The following is a 17,399-nucleotide window of genomic DNA, read 5'->3' as shown; positions in this document are numbered from 1 at the left end:
GTCGCGAAGACCCCATCCGTGGTACAACAGGGACGTGGACATGCTTGGTTAGCCTCCTTGCTGAAGCCTCGTAACTTCGCAGGAGACTTGCATGTCCACATTTTTTCAACCTTCAACTACGCATGAACCGGAAGAGCCAAAAGACCTGTTCGAAAAAGACGCTCATGGTGTTTTCTCCGCCTTCCAGGGAGAAGACGAGAGCGGCATCGAAGAGGGCGTAGAGAGCATCGGCGTAGAGAGTCTCCTCTGCGAGGACCGGCACCCATTCCGTCTGCCGCAGGAGTGTGATGATGGAGATGCTCTCGATGCCATCGCGGTAGGAACCGTCGGGATTCTGGCCCGGCGCGCCGCTGAACATGTTGGCGGCGATGGCCAGTTCCGTCGCCTCGTCCCAGTTCTCCGGAAATCCCCAGTATCCGCCCTCGTCCACGGGATCGAAGATGAAATCCTCGTGGAGCAGGAAGTCGTAGGCGTCGTGGTCCATGTCCTGGTAGGCCTGCCTGAAGGCGGACACCAGCTCGTCCGCCGAGGCCGGCAGCTCCGGCGCCGGCTCGTTGCCGGGGTCGGCCGGGTCGTCGCCGGAGCAGCCGGGCAGCCAGAGGGCTGCCAGGATCATCCAGGCGATCGCGAGCCGTGCGAGTCGTTTCCGATGCACCGCTATCGGTCCTCCTGCAGTCGTGCCCTGGTCATATCCGACGGAGAATACAGCGATTTGACCTGGCCCCATGTCACATCCTCGTTGGCCTTGCCGCGATATCCGAGGTCGCGCTGGCCGGCGAGGAAGTAGCGGGTGCGGGTCGTGCCGTCGCCCTGGTCGATCTGCTCGGCCTTGACGTAAAATTCCTGGTCGGACGCGACGGTGATCGTGTTCAGACCGCCTTCCAGGGTGAACCTGATGTTCACCTGGTAGAGCGCGCGTTCGGAGTCGGGGAAATCGGGATCGTTGGCGTGTATCCCCTCCCAGGGGGTCTGTCGGATCAGGGTGTTGAGCGATATGCTCTGGACTCCTTCCCGGAAGCTCCCGTCCGGGTTCTGGCCCGGATTGCCGGCGAACATGTTGGCGGTCGAGGCCAGGTCGTCGGCCTTGTCCCAGATCGCGACGTCGTCGATGAAGATGAACTTGAAGTCCTCGTGCAGGATGTCTTCGTAGGGATTGATGCTCATCTCGCCGTAGGCCTGCGCGAAGGTCCCCATCAGTTCGTCCGGTGTCTCGGACCACTGGTAGAAATCCGGGTCCCGGTAGAGCCACTTCAACGTGCTCCACGTCATGTCCTCGTTGGCCCTGGCGGAGGAACCGACATCCTGCTGTCCGACGAGCTGCCAGCCGTCCACGACCTCCTTGGCGTAGAAGATCTGGTCGCAGTCGATCGTGAAGGTGTTCGTGCCGCCTTCCAGCATGAACACGAACCCGACCCTGTACTCGGCCCGCGACGAGTTGGGGAAGTCGGGGTCGTCGTTGGCGGTTTCCGTCCATTCCGTCTGGCGGACCAGGGTGTTGACGGTGATGCCTTCCACCCCGGGACGATAGCCCCAGTGCTCGTCGGCCGCCGGATTGCCGCTGAACATGTAGCTGGTGCCGGCCAGATCCTCGTCCCTGTTCCAGGTGGAGACCCGGTCCTTGGTGCCGAAAAACATGAACTGGAAGTCGGCGTGCAGCAGCCTGCCGTACTCGGCGCCGCTGAGCTCCTCGTAGGCGCGCTCGAAGTTCGCCATCAGCGCGTCGGCGGTGACGGGCCACGGGTAGGGGTCGTCGTCCGGGCCGGGATCGACGGGGTCGTCGCCGGAGCAGCCGGACAGCCAGAGGGCGGCCAGGATCGTGCAGAGCAATGCGGGCAAGGCATCATTTCGAATATTCGTCACTGTCGTGCTCCTGTCATTGTGCCGCCGAAGGTTGGATCGCTCTACGTAGAGCGATTCTAGGGCGCCCCTTGAAAGTACCGGATTCCCCTTCCTTGGATTTGCAGCATCGTGTTGAGCGAATAGGGGATACCTGAATGGTCGTCATGTCATCTCCGTCCGGGGCGTGGGGGGATTCGTGCCGGCACGCCCGTCTCGGATCGATTCGCGCTCATTCCCGCCCGGGCAGGAACATCATCTTGATGTCCCCCCAGTACAGGTCGACGATGCCCTTCGCGGGGCGCATGTCCCGCTGGCCGTGGAGGAAATATCCGGTGACCGACGCGCCGTCGTGCCGCGCGACCTGCTCGGCCTTGACGTAGAAGACCTGTCCGGTGCCGATGGTGAAGATGTTCTCCCCGCCGTCCACGTGGAAGACGATGCTGACCTGGTACAGCGCCTGTTCGGTGCCGGGGTAATCGGGGTCGTCGGGACCCGTCTGCTCCCAGGGCGTCACGCGGATCAGCTCGCCGATGCTGATGCTGTCGACGCCGGAACACGAGATGAGGCCGTCGAACAATTCGCCCGGATTCCCGTCGAACATGTTTCCCGAGGAGGAGATCTCCAGGTCGCGGCTCCACTGCACGGCGTCGCGCCGGGAATCGAGGAACTTGAAGTCGAAGCCGTCGTGCAGCAGGGCGGTGTATCCTGCGAGGTCCATACGCGTGTAGGCCAGCTCGAAGTCCCGCATGAGTCCGTCCGGCGTCGCGGGCGGGATCGGGCCGCTAGAACCAGGATCGGTGATCTCGTCGCTGGAGCACCCGGCCAGCGCCAGCCCCAGGGTCGCGGCGAACACGAAGAAGGACACGGTCGGACGGCGACGCGTCATGGCGGGACCTCCGGATCATGGGCGAGGTCTGATATCGGATATGCCATGAGTATGCACCAGGAACTCCCGGAAAGCAACAGGGCGCCCGGCTGACGGTCCGTTCGCCGGGCGCCCGCGGGCCAGCGCCAGCAGGAGCCTGCTAGAGGTCGCGCTGTCCCAGGAGCTGCCACCGCCAGTACAGCGAGCCGTCCCAGTCCTCGGTCTCCACGGCCACGGCGTAGACGACCTGGCGGCCGGAAGCGCAGATCCGGCCGCCCCGCTCCAGGCGCAGCGCGAAGCGGTACTGGATCAGGGCGCGCATGACGTCCGCCTCGCCCGACCAGGTGACCTCGTCGCCGGTGACGCGCTCCCAGCCCCCGAGGATCTCCAGCCGGGCGAAGGCGACGCCCGCGACGGCGGGCGCGTCCTGGCCGGCGCTGTTCTTCTGCGCGACGCCCGAGAACATGCGGCCGGTCGAGGCCAGGTCGGCCCCGCGGTCGAAGGGGGCCTTGCCCGGGTCGGCGAAGACGAAGTGGAAGTCGCGGTGCAGAAGGTTCGCGTAGGCGTCGAGGGACATGCTCTCGTAGGCGTTGCGCAGCGCGTCCAGCACGCTGGCGGGCGTGGCCGACGCGGCGACGTCGTCCGGCGCGAACGGTCTGTCGAGCGCGCAGCCGTGCAGCAGCGCGAAGCCCGCGGCCGCGGCCAGGGTGACGATGAGGATGCGGGTGGCGTGGCGTTTTCTCATGACGGGCCTCCCCGTTTGCGTGGGGTATAAAAAAACGCCCGGACAGGAACCTGGCGTGAGGGGCCTGCCCGGGTGCTATTGGCTTGTCTGTAGGATGAACGTAGGGAAGAGGGCCGGCGTGCGCCAGCCCTCTTCCTCGCGGATACGCCCGATGCCTACAGCTGCGAGAAGATCTGCTCGAAGGCTTCCCGCATGCCGGCCTGCAGCCTGGCCACGTCCTCGGCCGACCACCTGGACTCGTCCTCGCGGATGAAGGTGGTGCGGTCGACCCGGTTGTCGAAGCGTCCGAGCGGCAGGTGGTAGGTCTCGCCGCGGGCCTTGACGGTGATCGTGTCGGGCACCTCCGACGTCTCCAGCAGGTGCGCCATGTCGTCGCAGCCGTAGTCGTTCATCATGACCTCGATGGGCACGCCGTGGTGCAGGATCGAGCCGGGATCGTCGGGATCGGCGCGCGCGTCGTTCTTGCGGCGCGACTCCTCGGGCGTGACCCAGATGTACAGGATGCACGACCTGGCCAGCATCTCGGGACAGAGCATGCGCAGCGAGTACTGGTAGCCCCAGGGGTCGGGCAGGGGCATCTTCGACCCGTCGCGGCCGCCGCGGGCGAATTCCACCACCACGGTCTTGCCGTCCAGCGAATCCGGCACTTCGGCCACCTTGTCGTCCAGGAGCTTCCTCGCCTCGGGCTCGAGGCTCTCGATCAGCTTCGCGCGCGCGGCGCCGTCGAGTTCGCGCCAGAAAGCCCCGGCGCCGGCCTTCTCGCGGCAGGCGTCGTAGCGCTCCATCAGCCAGGTGACGGCGCAGGCGGGGGCGGGGCGGTTGCGCGACACGAGGTCGCGGTAGTCCTCGTTGAGCAGCTTCATCAAGGTGCCCCAGTCCAGGGGGTCCTTCATGGGCAGGCTGCCGGAGTCGAAGAACACCGGGTCGTGACCGAGGGCGCGCAGCTCCTCGCTGGCGCGGCGCATCATGTGCACGTAGGGGTAGTCGTCGAGCTGCACAGTGTGGCCGATACCGAACTGCTCGTGGCACTGCTCGGGCGACAAACTCGACAGGTAGCGGCGCGCTTCGGACTTGCCCGAGGCGGGCAGGGCGCAGAGCAGCAGGATGTCGATGTGCTTGGCCATGGTCACCATCTCCTTGCGGATCGATCCGGTGGTCTCCGGTGGGGGACGCGTAGCCTATACCGGCGCGCCGTCCGGATCAAGGGGGGATGGCGGCCCGACGGGCTGGTGCACCGGCATCCGGCCGCGCAGCCGCGCCCAGCCGATGGCGATCCACCAGCCCAGGTGCGTGAACACCCAGTACAGAACGGGCATGCAGCTCACGATCAGGATCGTGCTCGAGGCCAGGCCGCCGATGCTGGACAGGGCCAGGTTTTCCCAGATGTCCTTCCCCTCGGCGTCGGTCAGGCGGATCAGCAGGGGCAGCAGCCCGGCGATGGTCGTGCCGCTGGTCAGCAGGATCGAGCGCAGCTGGATGCGCGTGCCCTCGCAGATGGCGCGCCGCAGCAGCTCGCGCCGTTCGGCGGCCGGCAGACGCCACAGGTTGACGCCGCCCAGGCGCGGGATATCCGGCACGAGGTGGCTCCAGCGGTGGTCGTCATCGAGCATCTCGCGCACCTGCAGCCTGAAGCGGTTGACCAGGAGGATCGCGTTGTTGACCACGATGCCGAACAGCAGCACCAGGCCGATCCGCGCCGAAGAGTCGAACTGCGAGCCGGTCTGCCAGAAGATGGCCATCACGCCGCTCAGGGCCATGGGCAGCGAGAGCAGCACCAGCAGCGGCAGCGTCACGCTCTCGAAAAGGGCGGCTAGGGTCATGAAGATGAAGACGGCCGTGAGCCACAGCATGTTGTTGAGCTCTTCCTCCTCCTCCTCGCTGAGCTGCTCGCCGGAGACGTCCTCGACCGTGTAGCCGTAGGGCAGCTCGATGCCGTCGAGGATGTCGCTGATGTACCGCTGGCGCATCTTGTCGGTGCCGATGTACTCCCAGTTGATCTGCATGGAGTACTGCTGGTCGCGGCGGTTGATCGAAGTGATCACCGGGCGCTGCACCAGCTCCACCAGGTCGGACAAGCGCACGCGCTGGCCGCCGCGCGTGGTCATGGTCTTGTTGACGATCTGGTCGTACTGGATGTTGTCGGCGTTGGCGAAGGACAGCTGCAGGCGCTGGTCCTCGCCCTCGACCAGCATGTGCCAGGGGAACTCGATGCCCAGCAGCCGCCGCAGGTAGCCGACCACCTCCATCACGGTCAGGTGCCGGTTGGCCAGGGCCTGGCGGTCGATGAGGATGAGCGTCTCGTCCGTATCGGACCTGTCGAACCTGTCGCCGCCGGTCAGACGCACGTTGCGCACGCGGCGGTTGTGCGAGAGGCGGTCCATGGTGCCCTCGCAGATCCCGTCCAGCTCCTTGCTGTTGTAGCCCGTGATGCGGATCAACGAGTTGCTCATGCCGCCGCCCCGGCCGCCCTTCATGTAGGGGTCGCCGAAGCCGTTGATCCAGATGAACATGCCGCCCATCTCCTCGGCGAGCATGATCAGTCGGTTGCGGAACAGTTCGGGGTACTCTGTGCGCAGCATCTCGTCCTCGAACTCGATCCGCATGAAGGCGCGGTTGTCCCAGGAGGTCGTCTTCATGGTGACGCCCGCGGGGATGGGGTCGATCTCGCGCTCGAAGTTCTTCATGGTCTCGCTGGCGAGGATCACGTCCGTGCCGACAGGACGTTCGAGGTAGACCACCAGGGTCTCCTTGTCCTGCTGGCGCCAGAACCCGCCCATGTTCACCTCGTTGCGGTAGAGGTGGATGCCGCCCCAGATGACGCCGGCCAGCAGCAGCACCGGATACCACCAGAAGCGCAGGTGCAGGGCGGTGAGGCGTTCCACGTAGCTGGCGAACAGACCGACCAGGATCATCAGGCCCAGCGCGCCCGCGAACCAGGGCCAGATGTCGCGGGCGGCGTTCCAGTCCTTGACCAGGGCGAAGGCCGCGAAAGCGAGGGCGCCGAGCACTACCGAGACGAGCGCCCAGCGCCAGAGCAGCGCCCAGCCGGTCTGCTCGGTGATGTCGCCGTTCTCCCGCGCCATCTCCTCCTCGGTCAATTTGCGCAGGGCGACCGGGATCCAGCCGAAGGCCACGAAGACCGACGCCAGCATGGCGATGCCCACCGCGATGGCCAGCGGCGCGTAGTAGATGGCCAGCCGGTCGCTCAGGTAGATGAACGACATGAAGGCGATCACGGTCGTCAGCGTGGTGGCCGTGATGGGGAAGGCCACCTCCCTGGTGCCGCTGATCAGGGCTCGTCTGGGGTCGCGATGGCGGCGGCGGGTGACGCGGCGGTGGATGGCGTCCAGCACCAGGATGCTGTTGTCCAGCAGCATGCCGAAGCTCACGGTCAGGCCGCTGATGGTGATGAAGTTCACCGAGACGCCGAAGAAATAGAACATGGACAGGCAGATCACGATGGCCAGCAGGATCGAGCTCACAACGATGGCCGTGAAGCGCACGCGACGCAGCGCCGCCGCCAGCAACAGGAACAGCAGCACGAGGATGATCAGCGAGCGCCAGACCAGCTCCTCCACCTTGTCCTGCAGATCCTTGCCGTTGTCCGTGTCGATCTCGAACTCCACGGGGAACGGCAGCGATTCCTTGACCTCCGGCAAGGCCGCGCGGACGCGCCGGCTGACGGAGATGGCGTTTGTGCCGCTGCGCTTGGCGATCGAGGCCTGGATCACGTTGTCGCCGTTGATGCGCACGAAGTAGGTGGGGTCGTCGAAGCTGCGGGCCAGGTCGGCGATGCGGTCCAGGGTGATCGGCTGGCCGCCCACGTTGGCCACGATGGTGTTCATGATCTTCCGCACGGTCACCGAATCCTGCACGCTGACCGCCAGCTCGCGGCCGAGCCGGCGGACGGCGCCGGCCGGCACGATCTCGTCCAGGGCGTCGATCTGCTCGTACACCTCGTCGGCGTGGATGCCGTAGCGCTCCATGGCCTCGTGGTCCAGCAGGATCTTCAGCAGGGGCAGGGCGCCGCCCTGCAACTCTACGTCCGCCACGCCGGGAATCGCCAGCAGGCGGGCCGACAGCCAGGTCTCGGCCTTGTCGCGCAGATCGTTCGCCGAGAGCGGCGAGATCAGGCTGATGGTCATGAAGTCCTCGGTGCGGAACTCCTCCGGCACGTGGGGCACCACGCGGGGCTGGCCGGCAGTGGCGGGCAGGTCGCGGCGCACCGAGCCCAGCTGCTCTGCGAGGTCGAGCTGGGCGAACTCCAGGTCGACGTCGCGGCGGAACTCGACGGTGACCTGGCACCAGCCGGGCCGGGAACTGGACTCGATGTTCTCCACGCCGTAGACCTTGCGCGCGGCCTCCTCGACGGGGATCGTGATCGAGCGGAGCATCGCGGCCGGCGAGGCGCCGGTCCACGAGGTGGTGACCGAGAGCGAGGGCAGCTCGGTCTCGGGCATGGCCTCGATCTCCAGGCGGGGCAGGGCGTAGATGCCCGTGATCACCAGGGCGGTGAAGAGCATCCAGGTGGCCACCGGGTGGTCGATGAAGGCCTTGATCACGCCGCTTGCCCCCCGGTGAAGTCCTTGTCGAGCCGCTTGTGGAAGATCTCGTAGATCACCGGCGTCAAGAAGAGCGTCAGCAGCGTGGCGAGGCTCAGACCGCCGAGGATCGTCACCGCCAGGGGTCGCTGGATCTGCTCGCCGGTGCCGATGCCGATGGCCATGGGTACCATGGCCAGCACCGTCGTCAGGGTGGTCATGATGATGGGCCTGAAGCGCAGCCGGCTGGCCTCGATGATGGCCGCCCGGCCGGGCAGCCCCTCGCCGCGCAGCCGGCGGATGGTGGACACCTTGACGATGGCGTCGTTGACGGAGATGCCGAGCAGCGCCACCAGACCGATCAGGGAGATGATGTTGAAGGTGTGGCCGCTGATCGCGAGGGTCAGGGCCGCGCCCAGCACGCCGACGGGCAGCACCGCCGTGATGATCAGCGGGTCGAGGAACGACTCGAACTGGGCGGCCAGGATCATGTAGACCAGCAGGGCCGACAGGAGCAGCGCCCAGCCCAGGTCGCGGAAGGAACTGTTGATTTCCTCCTGCTCGCCGCCGGCCACGAAACCCACGCCCTCCGGCGTCTGCAGGTCGTCCAGCACGGCGTTCACGTCGGACCAGACCTTGCTCAGCTTGCGTCCGGCGATGTCGCCGCTGATGGTGATCTGCCGGCGCTGGTTGAGCCGCACGACTTCACGCACGGGACGGCCCTCGGCCAGGGTCACGAAGCTGCTCAGCGGCGCGGTCTTGCCCCCGCCGACGTCCACGGGCGACGCCAGCACGCCGTCCAGGTTCCGTCTCTCGTCCAGTGGCAGGCGCACCGCGATGTCGATGCGCTGTTCGACCTCGTTGAAGGTGGTGGCCACGACGCCCTGGATGCGCGCCTGCAGCTCGCGGGCGAGCAGGTCGGGGTTGATGCCGTGGCGCAGCGCCGCCTCGCGGTCGATGTTGATCTCCACGGTGGGATTGCCCAGGACCCGGTCCATCTCCAGATCCGTGAGTCCGGCGACGGGTTGCAGCTCGGTCATCAGGGCGTCGGCGACGGACAGGGCGTCCTCCGGCCGTTCGGCCACCACGCCCAGGTTGAAGGGGGCCTCGCCGCTGGCGAGGATCTCCTGCAGGCCGATGCCCTCGTCGTGGAAGGCGTTCACGACACCCTCCATCCGCTCGAGCGTCCCGCGCAGCCGGTCCTTCACGCGCGCCATGCGCTCCGCGCCGTTGCGGGCGGGGTGCAGCAGCACCCTGATGCGCACCGTGTTGGCGGCGGTGTATTCCTTCAGCGCGGCCAGTGTGCGCTCGGTCTGGCCCACCTGGGAGAAGACGGTGCGCACCTCGGGCATGCCCACCAGGAGCGCCGACAGGTCGGCGGCCGTGGCCTGGGTCGATTCCAGGGGCGTCCCGTTGGGAAGCTCCAGGGCCAGCGTGAAGTCGCCGCTGGTGCGTTCGGGCAGGAACGAGCGCGGCAGGTCCAGCGCCACGAACACCGAGCCGGCCATCGCCAGGAAGAGGACGCCCAGGAAGGCCCCCTTGTGCGCCAACACCCGCAGCAGGCCGGCGTGGTAGACGTCGTGCAGGCGCCGGAACATGGCGTCCGACAGCTTGAACAGCCCCCGCGGCCGCTCGCCGCCCGCGCGCAGGAAGCGGGCCGACAGCGTGGGTTGCAGCAGCAGGGCCGTGGCCACCGAAAGCAGCAGGGAGATGGTCACGGTCAGGGCCTGGTCGCGGAAGAACTCGCCCGCGATGCCCGGCACGTAGATCACCGGGAAGAAGACGGCGACCGTGGTGAGTGTCGCGGCGATCACCGGCGAAGCGACTTCCTTGGTGGCCTCGGCGCAGACGGCGGCGATGCCCCGGCCGTCGGCGCACTCGGCCAGGTGACGCTTGATGTTCTCCAGCACCACGATGGCGTTGTCCACCAGCATGCCGGCCGCCAGCGACAGCCCGCCCAGGGACATCAGGTTGATGTTCACGTCGAAGAGGTGCATGAAGGCGAAGGTCGAGGCGATGCTGATGGGGATCGACAGGCTCACCACGAAGGGGCTGCGCCAGTCGCGCAGGAAGAAGAACAGCACCAGGAAGGCCAGCCCGGCGCCCCAGAGCAGCGACTGGGTCAAACCGCGGAAGCTCTCCCGCACGTAGTCGGCGTCGCGGTAGACGAAGCGGTAGTCGAAGCCGGCGTACTGGCCCTTGACGATGCCGAGGATGTGGTCCACCTCCTCGGTGACGTCGATGGTGTTGGCGCCGACCTCCTTGTACAGCAGCATCGAGACGACCTCGTCCTTGCCCAGCAGCGTGGCCCCCTCGGGCTCCTTGACCGTGTCCACTACTTCCGCCACGTCGGCGATGGTGATGATGCCGGAACGCTGCGTCGGGATCTCGGTGCGACGTATGTCGTCGAGGGTCTCGAACTCGCCCAGGATGCGCAGGGGCAGCTGCAGCGGGCCCTTGCGCACGCGTCCCCCGGGAAAGCTCACGTTCGACAGCGAGAGGGCGGACTGGATGTTCTGCATGGTCAGGCCGTAGAGGCGCAGCTTGCCGAAGTCGGGGCGCACCAGGATCTCGCGGTCGCGGCCGCCGATCACCTCGGCCTGGCTCACGCCGTCGATCTGTTCCAGGGCCGGCTTGGCGACCTCGTTGCAGAACTCGGTCATTTCGGCCATGTCGTCGTCGCCCTCGATCACCAGGATGGCGATCGGGCGCGCGCCGGGGTCCCAGCGCAGGATCAGCGGGCGTTCGGCGTTGTCGGGGAAGTCGTCGCGATTGGAGACCTGGTCGACGGCCTCGCGCAGGTGGAGGTTGGCGAATTCCATCTCCGTGCCCCACTCGTACTGCACGGTGATCGTCGAGACGCCCTCGCGGGTGCGCGACACCACCTGCCGCACGCCGGCCAGGCCGGTGATGCGCTCCTCCAGGGGCTGGGTCACCAGGCGCGTGAGGTCGTCGGCGGGGACCTCGGTATAATTGGTGATCACCGTCAGGTTTGGCGTGTTGATGCTGGGCAGCAGATCGACCGGCAGGCGGTCGTAGGACTGGATGCCTATCACGACGAGCCCCGCGAAGAGCATCAGGACGGCGACCGGACGACGAATCGCGCCATGTATCATCAGTCCATCTCCTCCGTGGCGAAGGCCCAGCGGTCGCTGACCGGCACCGTCCTGCGGACATCGAGCTTCGCCTCGTGGGCCAGCGTGAGGTGGTCGCTGACCACCACCTTGTCGCCCGCGGCCAGCGTACCGCCGCTGTGCACCTTGAGGATCTCGACCCACTCGCTGTTCTCGAGACCCGTGTCCACGTAGAGCCACTGGGCGCGGGGCTCTGGCGTCACCTTGAAGACGAGCGTGCGGTCGTCGCGCGTGAGCACGGCCTCGCGCGGCACCAGCAGGCGGTCGGTGTGGATGCGCGCGGCCATCTCGGCGCGTGCGAACATGCCTGGGCGGTACTTGCGTTCGGTGTTGGGGAAGCGGATGATCACCTGGCATGTGCGGCTGGTCTCGTCCAGCGTGGGGCTGATGACATCGACGGTCGCGCGAATCGTGTCGTCCACCGCGGGCACCCCCACCAGCGCGGCGCGTCCCTCGGTCAGGTCGCCGAGGTCGGCCTCGAGCACGTTGACCACCGCCTCGAGCTCGCTGTCGTCGGTGATGTTGCAGAGCGCCTGGCCCACGCTGATGTTCTCCCCCTTGACCACGGCGAACCCGCTGACCACGCCGGCGAAGGGCGCGCGGATGTCCGTGTACTCGAGGTTGAGTCGCGCGCGCTCCTCGGCGATGCGGGCGTCGGCCAGTCCGGTGCGCTGGGCGAAGGTGTCCTGGCGGAAGGCCCCCTGTTTCAGCGAGTTCACCTCCAGGTCCAGCAGAAGCGCCTGGAACTCCTCCTCGCCGATCTCCCGCCTCGCCCGCAGGGCCAGCAGGGCATCGCGCTGCTCCACGAAGGCGGCCAGCGCCGCCCGGTCGGCGACCTGCTCCTCACCCTCGGCGGCGATCTCGCTCAGGGCCTGGATGTGCCGGTAGCGGCTCTCCTCCAGCGCGAGGCGGTATTCGCGGGCATCGAGGCTGGCCAGCATCTGGCCGGCGCGGACGCGGTCGCCGTCGCGCACGTGGATCGACATCAGCTCTCCGCCCAGCTTGCTGCGCACCTCCACCTGTTGGATGGTGCGCAGCACGCCGTCGGCATAGACGGGCTGCACCAGCTCTCCGTTGCGGACCAGTCCCACATCGACCTTGATGGCCTTCTCCTGCTTGGTCTCGGTTTCGGTCGTGTCGGCGGCGCTCGTATCGGCCGCGGTACTGTCAGCGGCGGACTCGTCTCCGCCTCCGTTGCCGCCGCAGCCGGAAAAGAACAACGCTGTGGCCAGCGCGAGGGCGGTGAGCATGGCAAATCGCTTCATCGCAAGCGTCTCCGTTCGAGATTGGGTTGGCCGTTGAGAGCATGTCAACGGATTGCATACGCTATAACTTCTATCGGTGTTGCAAATTCGAGATCGTCCTCGGTGTCGTCGCCCCCGGCGCCGGTGAAGGCGTCGCGCGCGTCCTGGAAACCGCTTACCACGAGGGCGCGGGCGGCGTCCAGCAGGATCACGCGGTCGCGGGTGCCGTCCCCCGGCGCCTGCAGTGATACCTGGCGGTCGAAAACACCCTCCGCCGTGAAGACGTCCCAGGTCTGCAGCACGCCCGGCAACTGGTCGCGGATCCCCCGGCTGGGGAGCACCCACAGCTCGCCGTCGCGGATCTCCAGGCGCAGGATGTCTGGTTCGTACGCGGCGAATTCCTGCTCCACGCCGAAGCGGGCGAAGCGGCGGCCGGATCTCCAGCCGGCATCGAGCCGGTCGAGGATCTCCCGGGTCCGCGGCCAGGATTCGTACTCGCGGCTGAACATGGCGACGGGCGCGCCGTCCGGGGTGAAGACGGTTATGGCGTATTCATCGCGTGCGGTGGCGACGAAGACCCGTCCGTCGGGCGCGACGTCCCAGTGGCCCTCGCCGGGAAAGTACTGGTCGGCCTCCTTGAAACCGCGCGCGGAGTAGTCGAAAACCTCGTCCTGGCCGATGTATTCCGTGCGTTCTATGCCGTCGAGTCCGTACAAGCTGATGAAACTGCGGCGCGAGCGGCCCTTGTCGGTGCGCGTCATGTGGGCGCCGGACAGCACCAGGCCTTCGGCGGCGGCCCGGGCGCCGCTGAGGAAGTCGCGGCCGCCGGTGGTGGGATCGCCCGGCAGGACGGTTCCCGCCGGTACGCCGTCCGGCGCCATCAGGACGATCGCGCCCGGCATGCGCTGCACGATGCCAACGGTACCTTCGGGCATCAGCAGCAGGTCGCCGGCTCCCCGGAATTCGCCGGGTCCTTCACCCTCGCGTCCGATCGTGCGCAGCAGATCGCCCGCGGGGGAGAGGACCAGCACCTCGTTGAGCTGGGCGTCCAGCAGGAAGATCTCGCCGGTGGGAGCTGCACAGGCCTGCACGACGAGGCCGAAGAAGAGCTCGTCCTGCTCGCCGCCGCGGCGCCACAGTTCATCCAGCGAGCAGGTCGCGACGCCGTTGACGGGCCGGTCGGGATTGGCAACGCGCGGCGGCGCATCGGAGGCGAAGCAGGCCGCCGCGAGGGACGACAGGAGCGGGGCGAGACCGGCGGTACGCAAGGCCCTGGAGTTCTGGAATCGCGGCATGGGGGTCGTCTCCCGGTTTCGGTACGGCGTCGAGGGCCACGCAGGCGGCGCCGGCCGGCGCCCGCGGCGCCGCCGACTCCCGTAAAAAAACGCTCGGGAGCCCGGTTCCCTGCGCTGGCCGGCGCGCTCGTCAACGGACGATCCGGCAGCCCACGATCTCCATGGGCTCTGCGTTCTCGCCTTCGCTCTCCACGCCCACCGACGACAGGTAGGCGTTAAGGAAGTTCCGGATGAGCACGGCGCGCTCCCCGTCCACGAAGAAGAGCAGATCGTTCATGCCGTCGCCGTCCGCGTGCATGCGGACCTGGTGCGCGAAGACGCCGTCGGGGTCGAAGACGTCGTAGGTCAGCATCACGCCCGCGGGCTGTCCGCGCACGCCCCGGTTGGTGGTGACCCAGATCGTGCCGTCGTCCAGGACCTGCACCGCGCTGATGTCGGGCTCCAGGTCCGACACGGTGATGCGCGGCATCACCGGGTAGTTGCGGCCCTGCGCCTCGAGCACCGAGATCGCCCGGCGCGTGTCCGCCTCTTCGCGCGGCAGGGGCGCGTAGGGGCGGGAGAAGGTGCGCTGCAGCTCGCCGGCGGCGTCGCGGATCTCCAGCAGGTAGCGGTTGCGGTGCGGCGCCACCACGAGGCTGCCGTCGCCGGCCACGTCCCAGCGCGTCCAGACGAAATCGACCCCCACCTCGTCGAGCACCATGTCGGCGAAGTTCTGCTGGGCGGATTTCGTGACGTAGCTGGCCGTCACCTCGCCCTCGGCGGAGAAGCCGCGCAGGAAGTACGTCTGCTCCAGCAGTCCCGCGGCGAAGGACTGGTCGATGCCGACCAGGACGATGTTCCCGCCGCGGCACTTGCCCCGGACGAGCACCGAAAAGCCGGCCCCCGAGGTGGGGTCGCCGGACTTGAAGGGGAAGGTGCCGGCGGGATCCCCCGCCCGGTCGATCAGGACGATCTTGCCCGGAAAGACCTGGACCAGGCCGATGCCGCCGTCGGGCAGGAAGAACATGTCGTTGGGGCGCCGCGACTCGCCGGGCCCGTCTCCCTCCCGGCTCAGGGTGGCGATCCGCTCGCCGTTCGGAGAGAGGACCGCGACTTCCGAGAGCTGCTGGTCCAGCAGGTAGAGATTGCCGTCCTCGTCGGCAAGCACCTGTGCGATGACGCCGAAGAGATTCTCGTCGTCGTCGACGCCTCCCGCGCGCCACTGTTCCTCGAGGGCGTAATCGACGATGCCGTCGCGCGGCGCGGCGCCGTTTTCCACGTGGGGGACGCCGGCGAGGCCCGGCGCCGCGGCGGCGCAGATCGTCAGAGTGGCTATTGCGGTGCGCAGTGCGTTCATGGTCTTGACTCCCGTGTTTGTGAGGCGTATAACTCCTTTTTGATGTTCACTCGAATCACGGGCGAATGCCAGCTCAAGTTTGATGCCGCGGCGCGGCGCGGCGGGGGTTCACCATGAAGAAAGCCTACATCTGTCCCCATTGTAAGGCAGTCCTGAACCCGAATGTGAAGATCATCTTCGTCGTCGACGATGGCAAGCACCGGGGGCTGATCCTGCTCAGCGCCAGGCCCGGGGACTACCGCCTGATCGTCGATCCCAATTTCCCCCTGGTGAAGGGCGAGAAGGCGACCTTCCACTGCCCCGTCTGCGACGCATCGCTGACGTCCCGCGTGAACGAGAATTTCGTGGAGATCCAGCTCGACCATGGCGGCATCGAACCGAGCACGGTCGAGTTCAGCCGGGTCTTCGGCGAGCAGGCCACCTTCATCCTCGACGGCACGGAGATGACCGCCTTCGGCGAGGACGCCGACGATTTCGGGGACGTCAATTTCTTCGGCTCCCTCTGACGACCCGCCGGGCTAGGGCGCCTCGGCCAGCCACGCCAGCAATTCCCCGCTCGTGTCGCCGCCCGGTGCGAAGGATACCGCATCGCGCACGGTGGCGGCGTATTCGCCCCGCAGGTCCGCCGCTGACGACGACCCGTCGATGGCGGCCAGCTTCATGGGGCGGTCGGGGAAACGGTCGCGGAGCCAGGTCAGCGCCGCGCGCGCCGCCGTCCAGGTATCGGCGTCCCAGGTGCCGGCCACGGCCGCCGGCAGACCGGGGCGGGCCGCCACGCCGCCGAGCTTCGAGAAGGCCGACCGCGCCGCCGCGTCGCCGGCGAGGGCCGGCATGAGATCCGGCGCATTCCATCCTCCAGCATCCAGGACGACCAGCAACGGGCCGGTCCCTTCATCTTCCCAGCCAGGGCGGAAGGCCAGCGTCTGCGGGAAGAGGCGGCCATCCCCGACGGGGCAGGCGATCGTCACGAGTCCGCGCGCAGGCAGGATCGTGCCGGCCTGCGCGTGCCTCGCGAGCAGGGTCTCCACCTCGGCGACGGTGGTCCACAGGGGGGCCGGATAGGTCCGCGGGTCGCGCCCGGCCAGCCCGTCGGCGATCAACCCCAGACGCCAGTCGAGACTCGGGCGCTCCAGGTGGGAGAGGGGCTTGGTGCGGTCGCGGGTCCGGGAAAGCCAGAGGCTGTCGAAGCGCAGCACGTCGATCCGGCAGGAAAGTTGCCGGTCGCCGGTCGGATCCAGCCGCGCGCTCAGGCGATAGGGGCCGTCCGGCAACGACGACAGGTCGGCATGGCGCGTCCAGGTGTTCAGTCCCGGCTGCAGGACGACCCCGGTTGCCGTGTCGCCCGAGCCGACCACGGAGTTGCCCTCGCGGTCGGTCACGTCCATGGTCAGGATCGCCTCGCCGCCCCGGGACGACCACGCCGCCAGCTCGATCGTCACGGGTGTGGCGCCGACCAGGGCGTTGGGCACGCGGGCGGCCAGACGCGGCGCGGACGAGCCGCCCAGCGCGACCGTCACCGGCCGGAAACGGTGCCAGAGCGCCGCGGCGTCGGCCATCGCGGGATCCCGGACGAGCTGCGTGAACCGGCCGGGGCCGGTGTGTCCGATGTTCACGCCGAAGAGCGTGTCCGCCGGCACGGAGTACGGCGCCAGGTATGCCCAGGGCATGTCCGCGGCGAGGGTGATCGTATCGGGCGCGGGACCGGCCGCGAAGGAGGGCGCCAGTTCCAGGACCCGCTGGTGCAGGGGCTGCCCGGGCAGTCCCAGCAGCCGGCCCCGGGGCTCGCCGGCGCTGGAACCGAAACCGAAGCGCCAGGCGCGGCGCGTGTCGAAGCTCCTGGCCGAGTCGGGGGCTGTGAGGGTGACCAGCAGCTCCCCGCCGCGGGCGTCGGCACCGGCCGGACGCATGACGCCGGCGGGCCCGGTGGCCCGCACGTGGAAACCGTCGTCGTCGAACATCATGTCCAGCGAGATCCCGGCGCCGCTCGCCCGGTCCTCGAGGCGGCCGAGCCCGCGCCAGGCCCCGTCGACCAGCGCGACGCGCTCCCGGCGCGCCTCGTCCAGCAGGTCCGCCACCAGATCCCCGATGATCTGCTCGTAGGCCGCGGTCCCGCGCAGGATCGTGAGGTCGGCATCCGCCTCCAGGGTGCGCACGTCGTCGTAGCCGGAAGCGACCGCCTGTCGCAGCGACGCCATGGCTTCGCCGGGCTCGCCCGCGCGCGCGGCCACGCAGGCCGCGTTGTAGTGCAGCAGGGGGTTGGCGGGCTCGAAGCGCAGCATCTCCCCGATCAGGGTGCGGGCCATCTCCAGATCGCCCTCGCGCATGTTGCGTTCGAAGGCCTCGCGCAGCCGCTGCTTCTCGCCGGCGCCGGGAGGCGGCGCCGCGCCGGCCGCGGCCGGC

The 17,399-nt window shown here is 68.0% G+C and carries 12 protein-coding genes; 1 reads left to right on the top strand and 11 read right to left on the bottom strand.

What is annotated here, in order from left to right; all coding sequences use genetic code 11:
- Nucleotides 1-112 precede the first annotated feature (112 nt).
- The 10 genes from KJ554_00080 to KJ554_00035 all read right to left on the bottom strand — a co-directional run bounded on the left by KJ554_00080 (nt 113) and on the right by KJ554_00035 (nt 14,999).
- Entirely contained in the window at nt 113-655 is a 543-nt protein-coding gene (locus tag KJ554_00080) for a hypothetical protein (GenBank protein ID MBU0740726.1), read from the bottom strand.
- Between the two features lie 2 nt (nt 656-657).
- A complete protein-coding gene (locus KJ554_00075) occupies nt 658-1,860 on the bottom strand; it encodes a hypothetical protein (GenBank protein ID MBU0740725.1) in 1,203 nt (400 codons plus the stop codon).
- Between the two features lie 208 nt (nt 1,861-2,068).
- Complete coding sequence (locus tag KJ554_00070; protein MBU0740724.1) at nt 2,069-2,725, bottom strand: hypothetical protein; 657 nt, start codon at nt 2,723-2,725, stop codon at nt 2,069-2,071.
- A 139-nt stretch (nt 2,726-2,864) separates the two neighbouring features.
- Nucleotides 2,865-3,449 carry a hypothetical protein gene (locus KJ554_00065; protein ID MBU0740723.1) on the bottom strand — a complete coding sequence of 195 codons (585 nt, stop codon included), beginning with the start codon at nt 3,447-3,449 and terminating at the stop codon, nt 2,865-2,867.
- Nucleotides 3,450-3,604: 155 nt separating this feature from the next.
- Nucleotides 3,605-4,573: a hypothetical protein gene (locus KJ554_00060; protein ID MBU0740722.1), complete on the bottom strand. Its 969-nt coding sequence runs from the start codon at nt 4,571-4,573 to the stop codon at nt 3,605-3,607.
- Between the two features lie 54 nt (nt 4,574-4,627).
- Nucleotides 4,628-8,011 carry an efflux RND transporter permease subunit gene (locus KJ554_00055; GenBank protein MBU0740721.1) on the bottom strand — a complete coding sequence of 1,128 codons (3,384 nt, stop codon included), beginning with the start codon at nt 8,009-8,011 and terminating at the stop codon, nt 4,628-4,630.
- Complete coding sequence (locus KJ554_00050; GenBank protein ID MBU0740720.1) at nt 8,008-11,106, bottom strand: efflux RND transporter permease subunit; 3,099 nt, start codon at nt 11,104-11,106, stop codon at nt 8,008-8,010. The genes KJ554_00055 and KJ554_00050 overlap by 4 nt, the downstream gene beginning before the upstream one ends.
- Nucleotides 11,106-12,389 (bottom strand): efflux RND transporter periplasmic adaptor subunit, encoded by a 1,284-nt coding sequence (locus KJ554_00045; GenBank protein MBU0740719.1) that lies wholly within the window; start codon nt 12,387-12,389, stop codon nt 11,106-11,108. The genes KJ554_00050 and KJ554_00045 overlap by 1 nt, the downstream gene beginning before the upstream one ends.
- A gap of 44 nt (nt 12,390-12,433) precedes the next feature.
- The gene (locus tag KJ554_00040; protein ID MBU0740718.1) at nt 12,434-13,663 is read right to left on the bottom strand and encodes a hypothetical protein; all 1,230 of its coding nucleotides are present in this window, start codon (nt 13,661-13,663) and stop codon (nt 12,434-12,436) included.
- Nucleotides 13,664-13,793: 130 nt separating this feature from the next.
- Nucleotides 13,794-14,999 carry a hypothetical protein gene (locus tag KJ554_00035; protein MBU0740717.1) on the bottom strand — a complete coding sequence of 402 codons (1,206 nt, stop codon included), beginning with the start codon at nt 14,997-14,999 and terminating at the stop codon, nt 13,794-13,796.
- 113 nt (nt 15,000-15,112) lie between these two features.
- On the opposite strand from KJ554_00035, the gene KJ554_00030 reads away from it, so the two are divergent.
- Complete coding sequence (locus KJ554_00030) at nt 15,113-15,505, top strand: hypothetical protein (GenBank protein MBU0740716.1); 393 nt, start codon at nt 15,113-15,115, stop codon at nt 15,503-15,505.
- A gap of 12 nt (nt 15,506-15,517) precedes the next feature.
- Here the strand turns inward: KJ554_00030 and KJ554_00025 are convergent.
- A partial coding sequence (locus KJ554_00025) for a hypothetical protein (protein ID MBU0740715.1) occupies nt 15,518-17,399 on the bottom strand: 1,882 nt, incomplete at its 5' end.

This window comes from bacterium (genome assembly GCA_018814885.1).
Classification (GTDB): Bacteria; Krumholzibacteriota; Krumholzibacteriia; order LZORAL124-64-63; family LZORAL124-64-63; genus JAHIYU01.
This window is presented reverse-complemented; position numbering and strand designations above follow the sequence as displayed.

What these genes read in the sequence shown, in the direction of transcription:
- KJ554_00070 (MBU0740724.1), bottom strand. Translation starts at nt 2,725, where the DNA reads ATGACGCGTCGCCGTCCGACCGTGTCCTTCTTCGTGTTCGCCGCGACC.
- KJ554_00065 (MBU0740723.1), bottom strand. Translation starts at nt 3,449, where the DNA reads ATGAGAAAACGCCACGCCACCCGCATCCTCATCGTCACCCTGGCCGCG.
- KJ554_00060 (MBU0740722.1), bottom strand. Translation starts at nt 4,573, where the DNA reads ATGGCCAAGCACATCGACATCCTGCTGCTCTGCGCCCTGCCCGCCTCG.
- KJ554_00050 (MBU0740720.1), bottom strand. Translation starts at nt 11,106, where the DNA reads ATGATACATGGCGCGATTCGTCGTCCGGTCGCCGTCCTGATGCTCTTC.
- KJ554_00045 (MBU0740719.1), bottom strand. Translation starts at nt 12,389, where the DNA reads ATGAAGCGATTTGCCATGCTCACCGCCCTCGCGCTGGCCACAGCGTTG.
- KJ554_00040 (MBU0740718.1), bottom strand. Translation starts at nt 13,663, where the DNA reads ATGCCGCGATTCCAGAACTCCAGGGCCTTGCGTACCGCCGGTCTCGCC.
- KJ554_00035 (MBU0740717.1), bottom strand. Translation starts at nt 14,999, where the DNA reads ATGAACGCACTGCGCACCGCAATAGCCACTCTGACGATCTGCGCCGCC.
- KJ554_00030 (MBU0740716.1), top strand. Translation starts at nt 15,113, where the DNA reads ATGAAGAAAGCCTACATCTGTCCCCATTGTAAGGCAGTCCTGAACCCG.